The 16,065-nt window shown below is 55.0% G+C and carries 14 protein-coding genes; 6 read left to right on the top strand and 8 right to left on the bottom strand.

Annotated features, from left to right (window positions below; all coding sequences use genetic code 11):
• Positions 1–72: 72 nt before the first annotated feature.
• From LGL98_RS15540 to phoP, 3 genes are all read right to left on the bottom strand, one after another.
• Positions 73–1,194: a ribosomal protein uL16 3-hydroxylase gene (locus LGL98_RS15540; protein WP_136035114.1), complete on the bottom strand. Its 1,122-nt coding sequence runs from the start codon at positions 1,192–1,194 to the stop codon at positions 73–75.
• 85 nt (positions 1,195–1,279) lie between these two features.
• On the bottom strand, positions 1,280–2,746 hold the full coding sequence (phoQ, locus tag LGL98_RS15535) for a two-component system sensor histidine kinase PhoQ (RefSeq protein WP_136035112.1): 1,467 nt from the start codon (positions 2,744–2,746) through the stop codon (positions 1,280–1,282).
• Positions 2,746–3,417, bottom strand: coding sequence for a two-component system response regulator PhoP (gene phoP / locus LGL98_RS15530; RefSeq protein WP_004150807.1), 672 nt, complete (start codon positions 3,415–3,417; stop codon positions 2,746–2,748). The genes phoQ and phoP overlap by 1 nt, the downstream gene beginning before the upstream one ends.
• 283 nt (positions 3,418–3,700) lie before the next feature.
• Between phoP and LGL98_RS15525 the strand changes: the two genes are divergently transcribed.
• On the top strand, positions 3,701–4,507 hold the full coding sequence (locus LGL98_RS15525; RefSeq protein ID WP_136035110.1) for an AraC family transcriptional regulator: 807 nt from the start codon (positions 3,701–3,703) through the stop codon (positions 4,505–4,507).
• 83 nt (positions 4,508–4,590) lie between these two features.
• Positions 4,591–4,953 (top strand): cupin domain-containing protein, encoded by a 363-nt coding sequence (locus LGL98_RS15520; protein WP_136035108.1) that lies wholly within the window; start codon positions 4,591–4,593, stop codon positions 4,951–4,953.
• A gap of 54 nt (positions 4,954–5,007) precedes the next feature.
• Here the strand turns inward: LGL98_RS15520 and purB are convergent, their stop codons facing one another.
• From purB to rluE, 5 genes are read right to left on the bottom strand one after another with little or no spacing between them, the layout of a single operon-like run.
• Positions 5,008–6,378, bottom strand: coding sequence for an adenylosuccinate lyase (purB, locus tag LGL98_RS15515; RefSeq protein WP_136035106.1), 1,371 nt, complete (start codon positions 6,376–6,378; stop codon positions 5,008–5,010).
• A gap of 3 nt (positions 6,379–6,381) precedes the next feature.
• On the bottom strand, positions 6,382–7,023 hold the full coding sequence (gene hflD / locus LGL98_RS15510; protein ID WP_004140557.1) for a high frequency lysogenization protein HflD: 642 nt from the start codon (positions 7,021–7,023) through the stop codon (positions 6,382–6,384).
• Positions 7,024–7,077: 54 nt separating this feature from the next.
• A complete protein-coding gene (mnmA, locus tag LGL98_RS15505) occupies positions 7,078–8,184 on the bottom strand; it encodes a tRNA 2-thiouridine(34) synthase MnmA (protein ID WP_012542211.1) in 1,107 nt (368 codons plus the stop codon).
• Between the two features lie 56 nt (positions 8,185–8,240).
• A complete protein-coding gene (locus tag LGL98_RS15500; RefSeq protein WP_008806030.1) occupies positions 8,241–8,699 on the bottom strand; it encodes an NUDIX hydrolase in 459 nt (152 codons plus the stop codon).
• Between the two features lie 16 nt (positions 8,700–8,715).
• Positions 8,716–9,366, bottom strand: coding sequence for a 23S rRNA pseudouridine(2457) synthase RluE (rluE, locus tag LGL98_RS15495; RefSeq protein ID WP_136035105.1), 651 nt, complete (start codon positions 9,364–9,366; stop codon positions 8,716–8,718).
• Positions 9,367–9,606: 240 nt separating this feature from the next.
• Between rluE and icd the strand changes: the two genes are divergently transcribed.
• From icd to LGL98_RS15470, 4 genes are all read left to right on the top strand, one after another.
• Positions 9,607–10,857: an NADP-dependent isocitrate dehydrogenase gene (gene icd, locus LGL98_RS15490; RefSeq protein WP_004150800.1), complete on the top strand. Its 1,251-nt coding sequence runs from the start codon at positions 9,607–9,609 to the stop codon at positions 10,855–10,857.
• 779 nt (positions 10,858–11,636) lie between these two features.
• Positions 11,637–13,115, top strand: a complete 1,479-nt coding sequence (locus LGL98_RS15480) for a DUF1254 domain-containing protein (RefSeq protein WP_136035103.1) — start codon at positions 11,637–11,639, stop codon at positions 13,113–13,115.
• A gap of 14 nt (positions 13,116–13,129) precedes the next feature.
• Positions 13,130–14,593, top strand: coding sequence for a DUF1254 domain-containing protein (locus tag LGL98_RS15475; protein ID WP_136035101.1), 1,464 nt, complete (start codon positions 13,130–13,132; stop codon positions 14,591–14,593).
• Positions 14,594–14,775: 182 nt separating this feature from the next.
• Positions 14,776–15,963, top strand: a complete 1,188-nt coding sequence (locus LGL98_RS15470; protein WP_136035099.1) for an OmpP1/FadL family transporter — start codon at positions 14,776–14,778, stop codon at positions 15,961–15,963.
• The last annotated feature ends 102 nt before the right edge of the window (positions 15,964–16,065 follow it).

Here is a 16,065-nt window from a genome sequence, read left to right as displayed (position 1 = left end):
GCCTACGGTCCAGCCGGTGGCTACAGAACCCGTAGGCCCGGCAAGCGCAGCGCCGCCGGGCAGGATGGAGACTCAGTCGCCAAAGAACCAGTAGCCGCTGTTGACCAACGCTGCCAGCATGGCGAGGAAAGAAGGATCCTCCAGCGCATCGCCAAAATGGTCGGCGCGCAGCGTCAGATGGGTGGCTAAAGCATCCAGTGCCGGACGATGTGGGGAGTTGATCTTCTCGCCGTTGACGAACACCTCGCCGTCAATGCGCAGCACCCGCAGGCCGCCCAGCCGTTGCAACGTGTCGCCCTGCTGCAGGGAATCGTAAATTTCATCTGGCTGATACGGCGGCTCCGGCGGCGCGACGTCGAGCTCATGACGTGACTGGGTGATAAACTCGCCGAACCACTGCTTAAAATGCTCCGGTTGGTTAATCAGTCCCAGCATCATCTCGCGCAGGCGGTCCAGTTCGGCCGGTAAAATATCGGCCGGATGATCGCGGGACGGCACGTCCGGATCGGCGTAGCGCTGGCTGCCCAGTTCGCGCTGGAGGACATAGTCGGCAAAGCCGCTGAACAGCTCGCGGGCATTCGGCGCACGGTAGCCGACCGAATAGTTAAGCGAGTTTTCCAGCGAATAACCCTCATGCGGGAATCCTGGCGGAATATAGAGAATATCGCCCGGCTCCATCTCTTCATCGATGATCGCTTCGAAGGGATCAACCTGCAGCAGGTCAGGATGCGGGCAGTGCTGTTTCATCGGCACCTTTTCCCCAACGCGCCAGCGCCGACGGCCGGTGCCCTGAATGATAAACACATCATACTGATCCAGATGCGGGCCGACGCCGCCCCCGGGTACCGAGAAGGAGATCATCAGATCGTCGATACGCCAGTCCGGCAGAGCGCGGAACGGATGCATCAGCGCCGCAGACGGCTCATGCCAGTGGTTAACCGCCTGCACCAGCAGGGACCAGTTGTTTTCACTCAGGTGATCGTAGCTTTCAAAGGGACCGTGACTGACCTGCCATTTTCCATCCTGATGGCTGACAAGGCGGCTATCGACCTCGCTCTCCATGGCCAGTCCAGCCAGTTCGTCCGGGCTTAGGGGGTCGATAAAATTGGCGAAGCCGCGCTTCAATACCACCGGCCGTTTCTGCCAATAGCGTTCGATAAAGTCGGGCCAGTTAAGCGTTAATTGATAATCCATATTGATATTCCACTGCAGGTGTCTGACAGGGATTATAACGGATGCGGCGCCCCGGCGATGCAGGCGCCGTTAAAAAACTCAATGATTAACCCTGTTTATCTTCCATCAGCTGGCGGCCAAACACCACCTCCATGCAGGCGCCGCCGAGCAGGCTTTCGCCAGCGATAATCTCCCCGTCATATTGCTCGACGATTTCGCGGGCGACGGAGAGCCCCACGCCCTGGCCGGGACGCAGCGTATCTGCCCGTTGGCCGCGGTCGAAGACGGCGCGGCGCTGGCTCTGCGGGATCCCGGGGCCATCGTCCTCCACCAGAATGTGCAGATGGCTGTCGGTGGTCTGGCGTACGGAAACTTCCACGAACTCCAGACAGTACTTACAGGCGTTATCGAGAACGTTACCCATCACCTCCATAAAATCGTTCTGCTCGCCGACGAAAGTGATCTCCGGCGAGATGTCGAGCGAGATATTGACCCCTTTGCGCTGATAGACCTTGTTGAGGGCGGAGGTCAGGCTGTCGAGCAGGGGGGCAATCGGGTGCAGTTCCCGGCTCAGCAGGGTGCCGCCGCTGCGCATGCTGGCGCGATGCAAATAGTAACCAATCTGCTGTGAGATACGGCTTATCTGCTCCAGCATTACCGGCTCAGCCTCGTCGACGCTGATCTTCTCGCCGCGCAGCGAGCGCAGGGTGCTCTGCATCACCGCCAGCGGCGTTTTCAGGCTGTGGGTGAGATCGGTGAGGGTGGTGCGGTATTTGTCATAGCGTTCACGCTCGCTGCGAACTAGCCGGTTAAGGTTGCTGACCAGCCGGGTCAGCTCGCGGGTGGTGTTGGGATTGAGCTTTTCGCGGTGGTGCTCCTCCAGCTCACGTACCTCTTTCGCCAGCGACTCAATGGGCCGCAGGCTCCACCATGCGGCGACCCACAGCAGGGGGATCACCAGCAGCAGGTTGGCGGCCAGCACGTAGATAAACCAGCTCCACACCATATAGCTGCGCTTGAGCTCCACCGGAATGGTATCAACCACCACAATGCTGAGCTGGGGCATTTTGCTGGTGGCCGGGTAGAGGTTGATCGCCACCGAGTGGGTCATCTCTGAGTCGTCGCCCTGCTCGCGGATGGCATCCAGCTGTTCCTGAATCTCGTGGTTGTTGCGCAATAGCATGCTGCTGCTGTCGACATCGGCTTCGATCTCATGGAAACCATTGCGTTTTAGCCATTCCGGTTGAATACGTTTCGCCAGCCAGGGGACATCGCGCTGCGCCCACAGCAGTTTACCCTGCTCATCGTAGATAAGGGTCACCGTCGGGCTTTCCATATTCAGATTTTCCGGGATGTCGACGTCAATGGTGCCGTTTTCCCATCTCGCCAGCATATAAAAGAGATTGCTCTCGCCGCGCAGCAGGCGAAAGGTAGTTTTATCGAAGCTAACGCTATAGCCCACCAGGGCTACCATGCCGTAGGCCAGGGAGAGCACCAGCACCACCCCGGCGGTCGCCAGCAGGAAGCGAACCCGTAATGACAGTGGGAAAATATGCCGCAACAGTCCCTTCATCAGCGTAGTTCGAACAGATAGCCCTGGCCGCGCACCGTGGTGATGACGTCCTGTGGGTATTCAGCCTGAATTTTCTTGCGCAGCCGACCCATCAGCACGTCGATGGTGTGGCTTTCTCGCAGTTCGGCGTCCGGGTAGAGCTGGAGCATCAGCGAATCTTTGCTGACCACTTTTCCGCGGTTGCGGATCAGGGTTTCCATAATGGTGTACTCAAAGGCGGTCAGCTTGATCGGCTGGTCGTTGACCGACAGCTCACGCCGGGAGAGGTCGACCTGGAACGGCGGCAGGGAGATCACCTGCGAGGCGAGGCCGCTGTTGCGGCGCAGCAGCGCCTGCATGCGGGCGGCAACCTCTTCAATATGGAAAGGCTTGGTGACGTAATCATCCGCCCCGGCGCTCAGCACTTCCACTTTATCCTGCCATCCTTCGCGGGCGGTCAGCACCAGCACCGGCAGCGACACGTCGTGGCTGCGCCAGCGGCGGATCAGCGATAGTCCGTCCTCATCCGGCAGGCCGAGGTCGACGATGGCGATATCCGGGAGATGCTCGCCCAGATAGTAATCCGCTTCCCTGGCATCTTCCGCCGCATCGACCTGATGGCCCAGCTCCTGCAGCTGAACTTTGAGATGGTGACGCAGCAGGGCGTTATCCTCAACCACGAGTACGCGCATGGCTGTTCTCCCTTCCTGTGTTGATAGTAGTTTGACGCTTAGTATATACGCAAAATATAAACGGCTGTTAAATAAAGCTTTTTATAAAAAGGGCGCAAAACACCGGCTGCCAGGCCAGCATTGGACGATGCCCTTTGCGCTGCGTGCATGGAACTCCTTCATTCTATGCGTAATTTCAGCAAACGCCCAGCGGCAGGGCGCGGACAATGAGCGAGTTGGTGATGTTAATTTTTTGTGTAATAGTGCTGGAATGAGCCCACAATGACGCCGCAGGTTATCCATTATGTCTCAGCAGCAGAGCGCGGACTGGGTCAGGCTGGCGCAGTCGCCCAGCCAGACGGAACGCATCGAAGCCTTCTTCGGCGGCCACGGCTACGAGCCGCACCGGCATGATACCTACGCTATCGGCCAGACGATCGCCGGCGTGCAGAGTTTTCACTATCGTGGTGGGCTCCAGCACAGCCTGCCCGGCGGAACGATGGTGCTTCATCCGGACGAAATACATGACGGCGAGGCGGGTACCGAGGCCGGCTTTCACTACCGCATGGTCTATATCGAACCGGCGCTGATCCAGAAGATACTCGGCGGCAGGCCACTGCCGTTTATTCCCGGCGGCCTGTCGGCGGATCCGCGCCTGCGGTGCGCCGCGCTGCCGTTATTAAAAGCGGTCACGGACACCTTCGAGCCGCTGGAGGAAGAGGACGCCCTGTACGACCTGGCGCAGATCCTGGCTGTGGTCGGCGGGCAGCGTTCCCGTCGCCAGGCGTTTGACTATCGGTCGGCGGAGAAGGCCCGGGAGTATATCCATGCCTGTTTTATGCAGGATATGACCCTCGACACCTTATCGCAGGTCAGCGGCCGGGACCGCTGGAGCCTGAGCCGGGATTTCAGAACGCTGTACGGCACCAGCCCGTGGCGTTACGTCATGATGCGCCGGCTCGACTATTGCCGCCAGCGGATGCGCGCCGGGGAGCGTCTGGTGGATATTGCCGCCGACGCGGGCTTTGCCGATCAGAGCCACATGACGCGCCAGTTTATCAGCCGCTTTGGTCTCTCTCCGGGCCGCTGGCTGCGGGCGATCCGCGGTTAGCGCGGCGCAGGTTGCACAATCGTTCAAGCGTTACCGCGGCGAGGCGAACTATGCTGACTGCCTTTATCACAAGGAGACAGTCTATGTATCAACTCGTTAATCTTGCACACAAATTTTCCCTGTTCAGCGAACAATGGCAGCCCAAAGTGGTGGCCGAAATGAACGACTATCAGTTCAAGATCGTGCGCATCGCCGGCGACTTTATCTGGCACAGCCACCCGGAAACCGATGAGACGCTGATGGTGGTGGAGGGGGTATTGCGTGTGGACTTCCGCGACGGACATGTGCTGGTGAAGGCTGGGGAGATGATCGTCGTGCCACGAGGAGTGGAACATAAGACCTCGGCGGAGACAGAAGCGAAGCTCATGCTGATTGAGCCGCGCGGCGTGCTGAATACCGGCCACGAGGGGGGCGAGCGGACGGCGGTGAACGACGTCTGGATTTGATTGCTTTCCGGCGACAAAACGCCCCTCTTTCCGGTTGAAAGAGGGGCAGGGCGATTACTTCAGCTCATCAACCATAGTGGTAGCCCGACCGATATAGTTGGCCGGGGTCATCGCTTTGAGGCGCACTTTTTCCTCTTCCGGCAGGGCGAGGCTGTCAATAAACTGCTTCATCCCTTCCGCGTCAACGCGTTTGCCGCGGGTCAGCTCTTTCAGCTTCTCGTACGGTTTTTCGATACCGTAACGGCGCATCACGGTCTGGATCGGCTCAGCCAGTACTTCCCAGTTGTGATCCAGTTCGTCCAGCAGGCGATCCTGGTTCAGCTCCAGCTTGCTGATCCCTTTGAGGGTGGACTGATAGGCGATCAGCGCATAGCCGATGCCCACGCCGAGGTTACGCAGAACGGTGGAGTCGGTCAGGTCGCGCTGCCAGCGGGAAACCGGCAGTTTGCTGGCCAGGTGCTGCATGACCGCATTGGCCAGACCGAGGTTGCCTTCGGAGTTTTCGAAGTCAATCGGGTTCACCTTGTGCGGCATGGTTGAAGAGCCGATTTCACCCGCGATGGTCTTCTGTTTGAAGTGGTTGAGCGCAATGTAGCCCCACACATCGCGATCGAAGTCGATCAGAATGGTGTTGAAGCGCGCGATGCAGTCAAACAGCTCAGCGATGTAGTCATGCGGCTCGATCTGGGTGGTGTACGGGTTCCACTGAATGCCCAGCGAGGTGACGAACTCTTCGCTGAACTGATGCCAGTCGACTTCCGGGTAGGCCGCGATGTGGGCGTTGTAGTTACCCACCGCGCCGTTGATTTTACCGAGGATTTCCACCTGGTTCAGCTGACGGTACTGGCGCTCCATACGGTAGGCGACGTTCGCCATCTCTTTACCCATGGTGGACGGCGTCGCCGGCTGGCCGTGGGTACGGGAGAGCAGCGGCACATCGCGGTACTGGGTCGCCAGCTCTTTCACGGCGTCAATCAATTTGCGCCAGTAAGGCAGAACCACTTCGTCGCGGGCGGTTTTCAGCATCAGCGCGTGGGAGAGGTTATTGATGTCTTCAGACGTACAGGCGAAGTGAATAAACTCTGACACCGCGTGCAGCTCGGCGACGTCAGCGACTTTCTCTTTCAGGAAATACTCGACCGCTTTCACGTCGTGGTTGGTGGTGCGCTCGATGGTTTTGATGCGCTCTGCGTCTTCGACGCTGAAATCGGCGACGATTTTGTCAAGGAAACCGTTTGCGTCGGCAGCAAAAGCAGGAACTTCCTTGATCGCTGCGTGGGCGGCCAGTTTTTGCAGCCAACGTACTTCCACCTGAACGCGGAATTTCAGCAAACCGAATTCGCTGAAGATACCGCGCAGCGCGCTGACTTTATCGCCGTAGCGGCCGTCGACAGGGGAAACGGCGGTCAGTGAGGATAATTCCATAGATCACAACTCCGGGGTTAAATGAGCAAGAATTTGCTTTGCCTGGTTAACCAGACGATTACGGGAAAACATAAGCTGCAGACGTCCGCCGCCCACCTGATGCCAGAGCACCGCGGCGCGAATACCCGCCAGCAGCGCGGAGCGAACTTTCGCCTGCACCTGCGGGCTTTGCAGCACAGCAGGCGAGCCGGTCACCTGAATACGCGGGCCCAGCGGGCTTATCACGTCGACATAGATGCCCGCCATGGCGCTGAGCAGCGTTTCGGACTGCAGGTCAAAGTGCTCCAGCTGACGATGCAGGCCGGCGATGCGGTTGCCGAGCGTGTCCATCGCCCCTTTACTGGCGGCGAGCTTGCGCTCCAGCACCATCAGGCTCAGGGTATAACGCGTCAGTTCCGCATTGAGGCCCTGACGGCTGCTGGTGTTGAGCACCCCGAGCAGCGTTTCAAGGCCGAGGCGAAGATTGGCTTCACTGCCACCGAACACCGCCAGCGTCGACTCGGGATCGAGGTCGATGATGCTGTTCAGCGACACATGCAGGGCATCGCTGTCGCAATGTCCCTGGTGCGCCAGCTGCTGAACCAGTCGCGCCGCCTGGCAAACGCCCGCCAGCGCCAGGGTGATGTCATAGTAATTCTTCGCCACACATACTCCTTGTCAGCCGCCGGAGCGATTCGTCCCGGCGGAAATAACGCGCGTTCAGGACTGCAGAGGCAGTCGTTGTTCAATAATACCGCCGCCGAGGCACACTTCACCGAGATAGAATACCGCAGACTGCCCCGGGGTGACCGCCGCGACCGGCTCATCAAAGCGGACTTCGATACGGTCTTCATCCAGTGCGGTGACGGTACAGGGGATATCGGTCTGGCGATAGCGGGTTTTCACCGTGCAGCGCAGGGTGCCCTGCAGCGGTTCACGGTCAACCCAGTGCAGCTGTTGGGCAATCAGGCCGACGGACATCAGGCGCGGATGATCATGCCCCTGGGCGACGATAAGAATATTGTTCTCAACGTCTTTATCGACCACGTACCACGGATCTTCGCTACCCTCTTTGGTGCCGCCGATACCCAGCCCTTTACGCTGGCCCAGGGTGTGATACATCAGCCCCTGATGGGTACCGATCTCCTCGCCGTCGACGGTGAGAATTTTGCCCGGCTGCGCCGGCAGATAGCGGCCGAGGAAATCGCGGAATTTACGCTCGCCGATAAAGCAGATGCCGGTGGAATCTTTTTTCTTTGCGGTGATCAGATCCAGCTCTTCGGCGATTTTACGCACCTGCGGTTTTTCCAGCTCACCCACCGGGAACAGGCTCTGGGCAATCTGCTCGTGGCTAAGGGTGTAGAGGAAGTAGCTCTGATCTTTGTTGCCGTCGAGGCCGCGCAGCAGCTGGCTTTTACCGTCGACATCGGCGCGGCGCACATAGTGCCCGGTGGCGATATAGTCGGCGCCGAGATCTTCCGCGGCGAACTCGAGGAAGGCTTTAAACTTAATCTCTTTATTGCACAGAATATCCGGATTCGGCGTGCGGCCGGCTTTGTACTCTTCCAGGAAGAGCTCAAAGACGTTATCCCAGTATTCGGCGGCAAAGTTAACGGTGTGCAGTTCAATGCCCAGCTTATCGCAGACCGCTTGCGCATCGGCAAGGTCGGCGGCGGCGGTGCAGTATTCCTCGCCGTCGTCTTCCTCCCAGTTCTTCATGAACAGGCCTTCCACCTTATACCCTTGCTGCAGCAGCAGGTACGCGGAGACCGAGGAGTCGACGCCGCCGGACATGCCGACGATCACTTTTTTCTGGCTTTCTGACATGGAAATACTCGCTACATTGAACTTCGAGGCGGCGTATTCTAGCACGCGCTCACCGTTCATTCACCCCCTGTGAACGGCCAGTTAAAGGCGCCGATCAGCGACAGCGGCTGGCGCGGGTCCTGCAGGTAGCAGCGAATGCTTTCGGCAACCAGCGGCGAGCGCAGGTTCGGCGCGTTAAGAATTTCCTCAGCACTCAGCCACAGGCAGCGATCGATATCACTGTCATGCGGTTCAGTGGCGCACAGATCGCTAAGTTCGATGGCGAACAGGAAGCGCAGAAACGGCGTATTATCGGGAGCGACCCACTGATGCATGCGGATGAAGTGCTGCGGCGTGGCGCGGATTCCGGTCTCTTCCCACAGTTCGCGTTCGGCGGCCTGCAGCAGCGTCTCATTGGCTTCCAGATGGCCCGCCGGCTGGTTCCACAGCGCTTTGCCGTTAATGGTCTCTTCGACGATGAGGAATTTATCCTCGGCGTGTACCACGCAGGCAACGGTGACATGAGGTTTAAACATCGCTTTTCCTTTTTGGTTATTCGGCTCTACGCCATTCGCCATTCGCCAGTCCGTCGAGCGTATAGCCGCCCATGGCGTAGCGGATCAGGCGCAGGGTGGGGAAGCCAACGTGGGCGGTCATCCGGCGCACCTGGCGGTTACGTCCCTCGTAGAGGGTGATTTTCAGCCAGCGGGTGGGGATCGATTTGCGCTCGCGAATAGGCGGGTTACGCGGCCACAGCCACGCGGGCTCCTCAACAAGTTCAACACCGGCAGGCAGGGTGGGGCCATCGTTGAGCGTGACGCCGTCACGCAGCGCGGCCAGCGCCTCGGGCGTAGGCTCGCCTTCTACCTGAACGTAATAGATCTTGCCGGTGCGTTTACCCGGCTGGGTCAGCTTCGCCTGCAGCGCGCCGTCGTTGGTCAGCACCAGCAGGCCTTCGCTGTCGCGATCGAGCCGACCGGCGGCATAGACGCCCGCCACGGGGATAAAATCTTTCAGCGTGCTGCGCCCGGCTTCATCGGTAAATTGCGGCAACACATCATAGGGTTTATTGAACAAGATCACAGTTTTTGGCTGGCGTTCTTTACGTTGTCTGGTGACTTGTTGTGTGCTGAATCGCTCAACGCGATGTTTTCTAAATGAAGTTTTCTGCATGGTATTTTCAGGCTCTATCAATTGCCGCATTATAGCCTAATTACGAATGCCTTTCATGGACGCAAACATTCAGGTAGTATTGACATGCTCATTACAAATTATTAACAAAAAATTGCTCAAACCGATTCGCACTACAGGCAGGAAGGCGACACGGACGCGATAGCTCCGGTTAGCGGGAAGACCCGGTACGCCGAAGCTGGCCGACTCAGCCAACACCAGGCTCGCGTGAAGAGGGAAGAGCAGAACCAGAAGCGCTCGAAGGAGAGGTTAATGGAAAGCAAAGTAGTAGTTCCGGCGGAAGGTCAAAAAATCACCCTGCAAAACGGCAAACTGAACGTCCCTCACAATCCGATTATCCCGTTCATTGAAGGTGACGGCATCGGCGTTGACGTTACCCCAGCGATGCTGAAAGTGGTTGATGCCGCCGTTGAGAAAGCCTATAAGGGCGAGCGTAAAATTTCCTGGATGGAAGTTTACACCGGTGAGAAATCGACCCACGTCTATGGCCAGGACGTCTGGCTGCCAGCTGAAACCCTCGATCTGATTCGTGACTACCGCGTTGCTATCAAAGGTCCTCTGACCACCCCAGTCGGCGGCGGCATTCGTTCTCTGAACGTGGCGCTGCGCCAGGAGCTGGATCTTTACGTCTGCCTGCGTCCGGTACGTTACTACCAGGGCACCCCGAGCCCGGTTAAACACCCGGAACTGACCGACATGGTCATCTTCCGTGAAAACTCCGAAGATATCTATGCGGGTATCGAGTGGAAAGCCGACTCTGCGGAAGCAGACAAAGTGATCAAATTCCTGCGCGATGAGATGGGTGTGAAGAAAATTCGCTTCCCGGAACATTGCGGCATCGGCATCAAGCCGTGCTCTGAAGAAGGCACCAAACGCCTGGTGCGTGCCGCGATTGAATACGCGATCACCAACGATCGTGATTCCGTCACTCTGGTGCACAAAGGCAACATCATGAAGTTCACCGAAGGCGCGTTCAAAGACTGGGGCTACCAGCTGGCTCGCGAAGAGTTCGGCGGCGAGCTGATCGACGGCGGTCCGTGGGTGAAAATCAAGAACCCGAACACCGGCAAAGAGATCGTGGTGAAAGACGTGATCGCCGATGCCTTCCTGCAGCAGATCCTGCTGCGTCCGGCGGAATACGACGTTATCGCCTGTATGAACCTCAACGGCGACTATATCTCTGACGCCCTGGCGGCGCAGGTTGGCGGTATCGGTATCGCCCCGGGCGCCAACATCGGTGACGAGTGCGCGCTGTTCGAAGCGACTCACGGTACTGCGCCGAAGTATGCCGGCCAGGACAAAGTGAACCCGGGCTCCATCATCCTGTCCGCAGAGATGATGCTGCGCCACATGCAGTGGTTCGAAGCCGCAGACCTGATCGTCAAAGGCATGGAAGGCGCTATCGCCGCCAAGACCGTGACCTATGACTTTGAACGTCTGATGGAAGGCGCTAAACTGCTGAAATGCTCAGAGTTTGGCGACGCGATTATCGCGAACATGTAATCCCGTTGGTGGATTAAGTAAAAGCGGGAGCCGATGGGCTCCCGTTTTTTTGGGCGGGTGCGGAGCTTCCCCACAATTTTCCCCAAAACTGGTTGAAGATCATTCTGCTTTTTTACCAACGACTATCCACTCTTTGTCACGGTCATCCCGGTATCTGTTCGTCATTTTCATTGTCTTATGACCTAACAGGATCGGGGGATCATTGCCTTGTTTACGATATGAGGTGCCCACAAATTCTTAAATAAATATGCTCAATAGTTCGCTTCCTGAAGTCATCTCTGCGGGAAATTGACTTCCCGCATTTAAATCAGAAAGCCCCTGGCCAGCGCTGAAGTTTAATCAGGCGGATTTATTCGCTACCCGTGGCGATGCAAGACATATTCAGTTTGGGTCACTATGGAAATCAGCAAGGTAATAGCAGGATATGTCGTTATGAGAATCTCCTTCCCTTGAAAAAAGATGACAGCATACTGATTTCACTGGTGATATGCGGAGAGTGATCTACTGAACAATAAAAATGAAACTGGTGATGTTATCGAGGTATTGAGGGTGATTGATGTATTAAAACCGTAGTGTAGGGGAGAGAAAGTTGCCCCTTCTTCTTATAAATTCCCGCGCCCTGAAAAAATTTATATATAAACAATTTTATACATTACTTGTTCAAACAATGACTATACTCTATCTGGCATCCAATTTCCTTGGTTGAGGGTTAATGTGTATTCCAGAATATCTGGAGGCCGCTCGATCAGAATATCTGACAATGAACACCGGGAAACCTAATGAAACTACGAATCCTGTCGTCAGCGATTCTACTAACGCTGATGTTTTCACCGCAAGTATCGTTCGCTGATGCACCACTTTCTCCGCTGATGAAGCAACTGAATAATGGTAACTGGCTGCCGCAGCAGGAAGCTCAGTCACTCAGTGATGAGCTTTACTACCAGGATGCCATTCAGGCATATATTCAGACGCTTCCTTTGCTTAACACTATTGGGCTGCGTGACGGTTCAGAGGCCGCTTTTGGTAAAGGCTATAACGTTCTGCCTATCTGGAAAGAAAGAATGGATAGCCGTGCCGTCGTTCCGACGCCTAACGGTGACGTGATCTACTCGATGAGCTACCTTGATTTAAAGGAAACGGGCCCGCTGGTCATTAAAGCACCGCCAAACGTCATCGGTATGTTCACGGATTTCTTCCAGAAAACCATCACTGACGTGGGGGCTATTGGCCCGGATCGCGCCAGAGGTGGTCTCTACCTGCTGCTACCTCCAGATTATGATGGTCCGGTTCCACAGGGCTATTATGCTTTTAAATCTTCCACTTACAATGTTTTCCTGTTTTTCAGAACGATCATGGGTAAGGGCGATGGGAAGCCAGACCCCATTCCTGCAGTGAAAAGCGCAGAAACAACGCGAATCTATCCGTTATGGGATGTGGAAAAAGATGTGAAACCGATGCAGTTTCCGGATGCCAGCGGTAAGCGCGTCAATATGATGTATCCCACGGATGCCAGCTACTGGCAGAAGCTGAAAGCATTTGTCGATTACGAACCTGTTACTGCCATACCTGACTCAACCCGCAGTGCACTGTTAAGCATTGGTATTGTAAAAGGGAAACCGTTCAATCCGACGGCGAAACAGCAGGAAATGCTTAACAAAGCCGTCGTGACTGCTCCCCGAATGATCCTCGCCCGCCGCCAGGTTGGACGTGACGACCAGAGACAGCTTTACTATAAAGACAGGCAATGGGAGAACTCCTGGGCAGGTGCAACTGCAGAATGGATGCAGTACGGTACGCTTGATACCAATCAGCGTGCGGCGTTCTTCCAGATAGCGTATTCCAGTGCAGCTGCAATGGTGATGCATACTACCGGCGCAGGTTCTAAATATCCTTATGCCACCAAAGATAATACCGGCAAGTTTCTGAATGGCAGCAATACCTATAAGTTACACCTGCCGCCTAATCCACCTGCGGCGCTGTTTTGGGCTGTCACTGCGTACAATATTACCGATGGCACCATGCCTGAAACCGATCAGCTACTCCCCTCAACGAACGGTTATTACAACATTCCAAAAAATAAAGATGGCTCTATCGATCTTTGGTTTGGTCCCAGTAAGCCAGACGGTGTAGAGGACAGCGCATTTATAAAAACGGTACCCGATCGTAACTTCCTGGTGGCCTTGCGCCTCTATGGTACAGAAGATGGATTCTACGATCAGACATGGGTCCCGGATGACCTGATCCAGACCAATAAATAACTGAGAGAAACAAAGTGAAATTACGCCATCTTGCATTATTTACAGCCATAACCCTCAGTACAGGAGTGTTTGCGCAGAGTGCACCACTGACAATCCCTCACCCGACAAAGTTTGATCAACTTACCCAACCGTCCGCTGACGTGATGATGCCTGAAGCCTATGTTAAGGCTGTCGCGCAGCAGGCTTACATCTGGGGTTGGCCGATGGTCAACCAGTTCAACAGGCGCGAAACTATCACTAAGGCGCCTTATCCAGCCCTCAACGGTGGAATGGTTCCGGTTGCTCCGATGGGTCAGCTAAGCATGCTGACTGACTACATCAAGCCGGAAGAAACCTTTGTTACCTGCCCAAACCAGGATGTCGCCTATGGGCTGGGTTTCTTTGAGCTGGATAAAGAGCCTGTTGTTATTCAGGTTCCTGATTTTAAAGATCGTTTCTGGGTCTACGCTATTTACGATGCCCGCACTAATCAGATCGGCAATGTCGGTAAGCCCTATGGTACCAAGCCAGGCTTTTATCTTTTGGTTGGGCCTAAGTGGACAGGTGAGACACCGAAAGGATTTAACGGCGTCATCCGGTCATCCACAGAAATGGCCAACGTGATCCCGCGCGTACAAATGGATGACACTCCCGAAGATCGAAAAGCGATTCAGGCGCCGATCAAAGAGGTGATGACCTATCCGCTCAGCCAGTTTGACGGCAAAATGAAATCCTATGATTACGCGAACATCCCCGCCATTGGCGATAAGCCAGATGCCAGTGCGGGCGAAACCAAATGGGTTGTTCCTGAGAAATTCTTCGATCAGTTTGTGAATGTTCTAAATAATGTACCGCCGCTTCCCGGCGAAGAAGCAATGTATGCTCAGTATCGCCAGCTTGTTGAGGCCGGAAAGAAAAACCCGGCAATCCGCAAGTGGATGGACGAAGCGGCAATTGAGACAGATAAAACCGTTATTGCCGAATTCTTCAAATGGAAAAATAACGGCGTGCCTGCAGGCAATGGCTGGAATCGTTCGAAAAATAATGCGGAATTTGGTGTCGATTATTACAATCGTACCGGCACGGCTAAATCGAACATGTTCGATAATAAACCCAACGAGACCCAGTATTTCTACACCGATAATGATGCCGCTGGAGCGCAACTGTCCGGCGAGCATAGTTACACTGTGACCTTCCCGAAAGGTGAGCTTCCGCCAGTGAAAGGGTTCTGGTCATTAACGCTGTATAACAGTAAGCACCTCTTTAGCCCTAATGAACTGAATCGCTACTCACTGGGTACCAAGAATAAGAACCTTAAATTTAATGATGATGGTTCTCTGACGCTCTATGTCAGCAAAACACGTCCTGCGGAGGACAAAATCAACAACTGGCTTCCGGCTCCTGACGGCACGTTTTCGCTCTATATCCGCGCATACTGGGGTGAAAAACCGATTCTGGATGGCAGCTGGCAGCCACCTAAAATAGAAACGGCGAAATAATCATCAGGTGTTATGCCATGCTTTCTGCGTGGCATAACACCCATCTTATTCAAGTAAGATACATATCATCACTGATGTGCTCACACATTATTTTTTAAGTCAGATTAGAAACTTATCCAGGTTGGCCAACCCTTGCTTATCCTTAACGGGGAGTGCATTCGCTTACCTATCCAGGTGCTTCAATGAAAATAAAATCAATTATATTAACGGGAATATTCGCTTCATCATTTTCTCATGCCAGCGCCCTCTATTTTTATGAGGTCGCAACGGAAGATGCGGCTCTGGCCGGTGCCGGACAAGCAGCCCGAGCTCAGGATGCCTCAACGCTGTTAACCAATCCTGCAGGAATGACTCGCTTACCTGACCATATGGTCACTGGCGGCTTACAGGCTATGGGGGGGGATATCACCTATACGCTGGATAACGAGTCCGGCGGACGCCAGAGTCCTGGCAATGTCATGAAGCTGTTTCCCAATGCGAGCATGTTTTATACACAGCATCTGAGCGATACTGTATCTGCTGGTCTCGGCCTTTATGGTAACTATGGACTGGGGATCGATTTTGGCGACTGGGCAGGCGATCGTCTTATTAAAAAAAGCACTATGGTTGCCATGACGCTCAGCCCCGGGATTGCCTGGCAGATCAATAATAAAATTTCTGTTGGTGCAGCCGCCGGGCTGAACTACGGCTTGCTGTCCTTAACGCGTAATGTCGATGGCAACGACGAAAAACAACGCGACCATGACTGGGCAATGAACTATCGCCTCGGCTTGCTGATGGCGCTGACCGACCAGACGCGCATGGGAATGACATGGACCAGTAAAACAGATTATCACTTTAATATTGATGGTAAGGCTCGATTCCCTCATCTGCCAAACGTCGAGTATGACCTGCCTGTTTCGGCGCAGATCCGCGCACCACAACAGCTGATGGTGAGTATTGTGCATGATATTGATAGGCAGTGGTCTTTAATGGGCGATCTTGGATGGCAGGACTGGAGTCAGTTTGGCAGTCCGCAAATTACTATCAATGGCAGTTCGGGTAGCCAAACTAATCGTCTGAAGGATACCTGGCATACCGCCGTTGGTGTACAGTATCGGCCCGATCGGCAATGGCGAATTAACGCCGGTGTCGCCTTTGACACTACCCCCTATCATTCACAACGTGACGTGGCGCTCACATTACCTACTGGTGATGAGTGGCGGTTTGCTACCGGCGCACAATACCAGCTTACACCGGCAAGTAATATCGGGGTTGCCATTGAATATCTCCATATGCAAACGTCTCAGGTGAAAACGACCGCCTTTGAGGGAGAATACACCCATCCATGGTTATGGTTCGCGAGCGTGAACTATAGCTATCAGTTCTGATAAAAATAGCGACGGCGTCAACCGGTAATTTGCTGATAGTGCTGTTACTCCCTGTGTGGGAATCGCCTGACAGCTGACGGCTGTTTACTAAATTACGTGACT

The organism is Klebsiella africana, from assembly GCF_020526085.1.
GTDB classification, from domain to species: domain Bacteria; phylum Pseudomonadota; class Gammaproteobacteria; order Enterobacterales; family Enterobacteriaceae; genus Klebsiella; species Klebsiella africana.
Note: the sequence above shows the minus strand (reverse complement) of the source record. Positions and strands in the feature narration are given on the sequence as shown.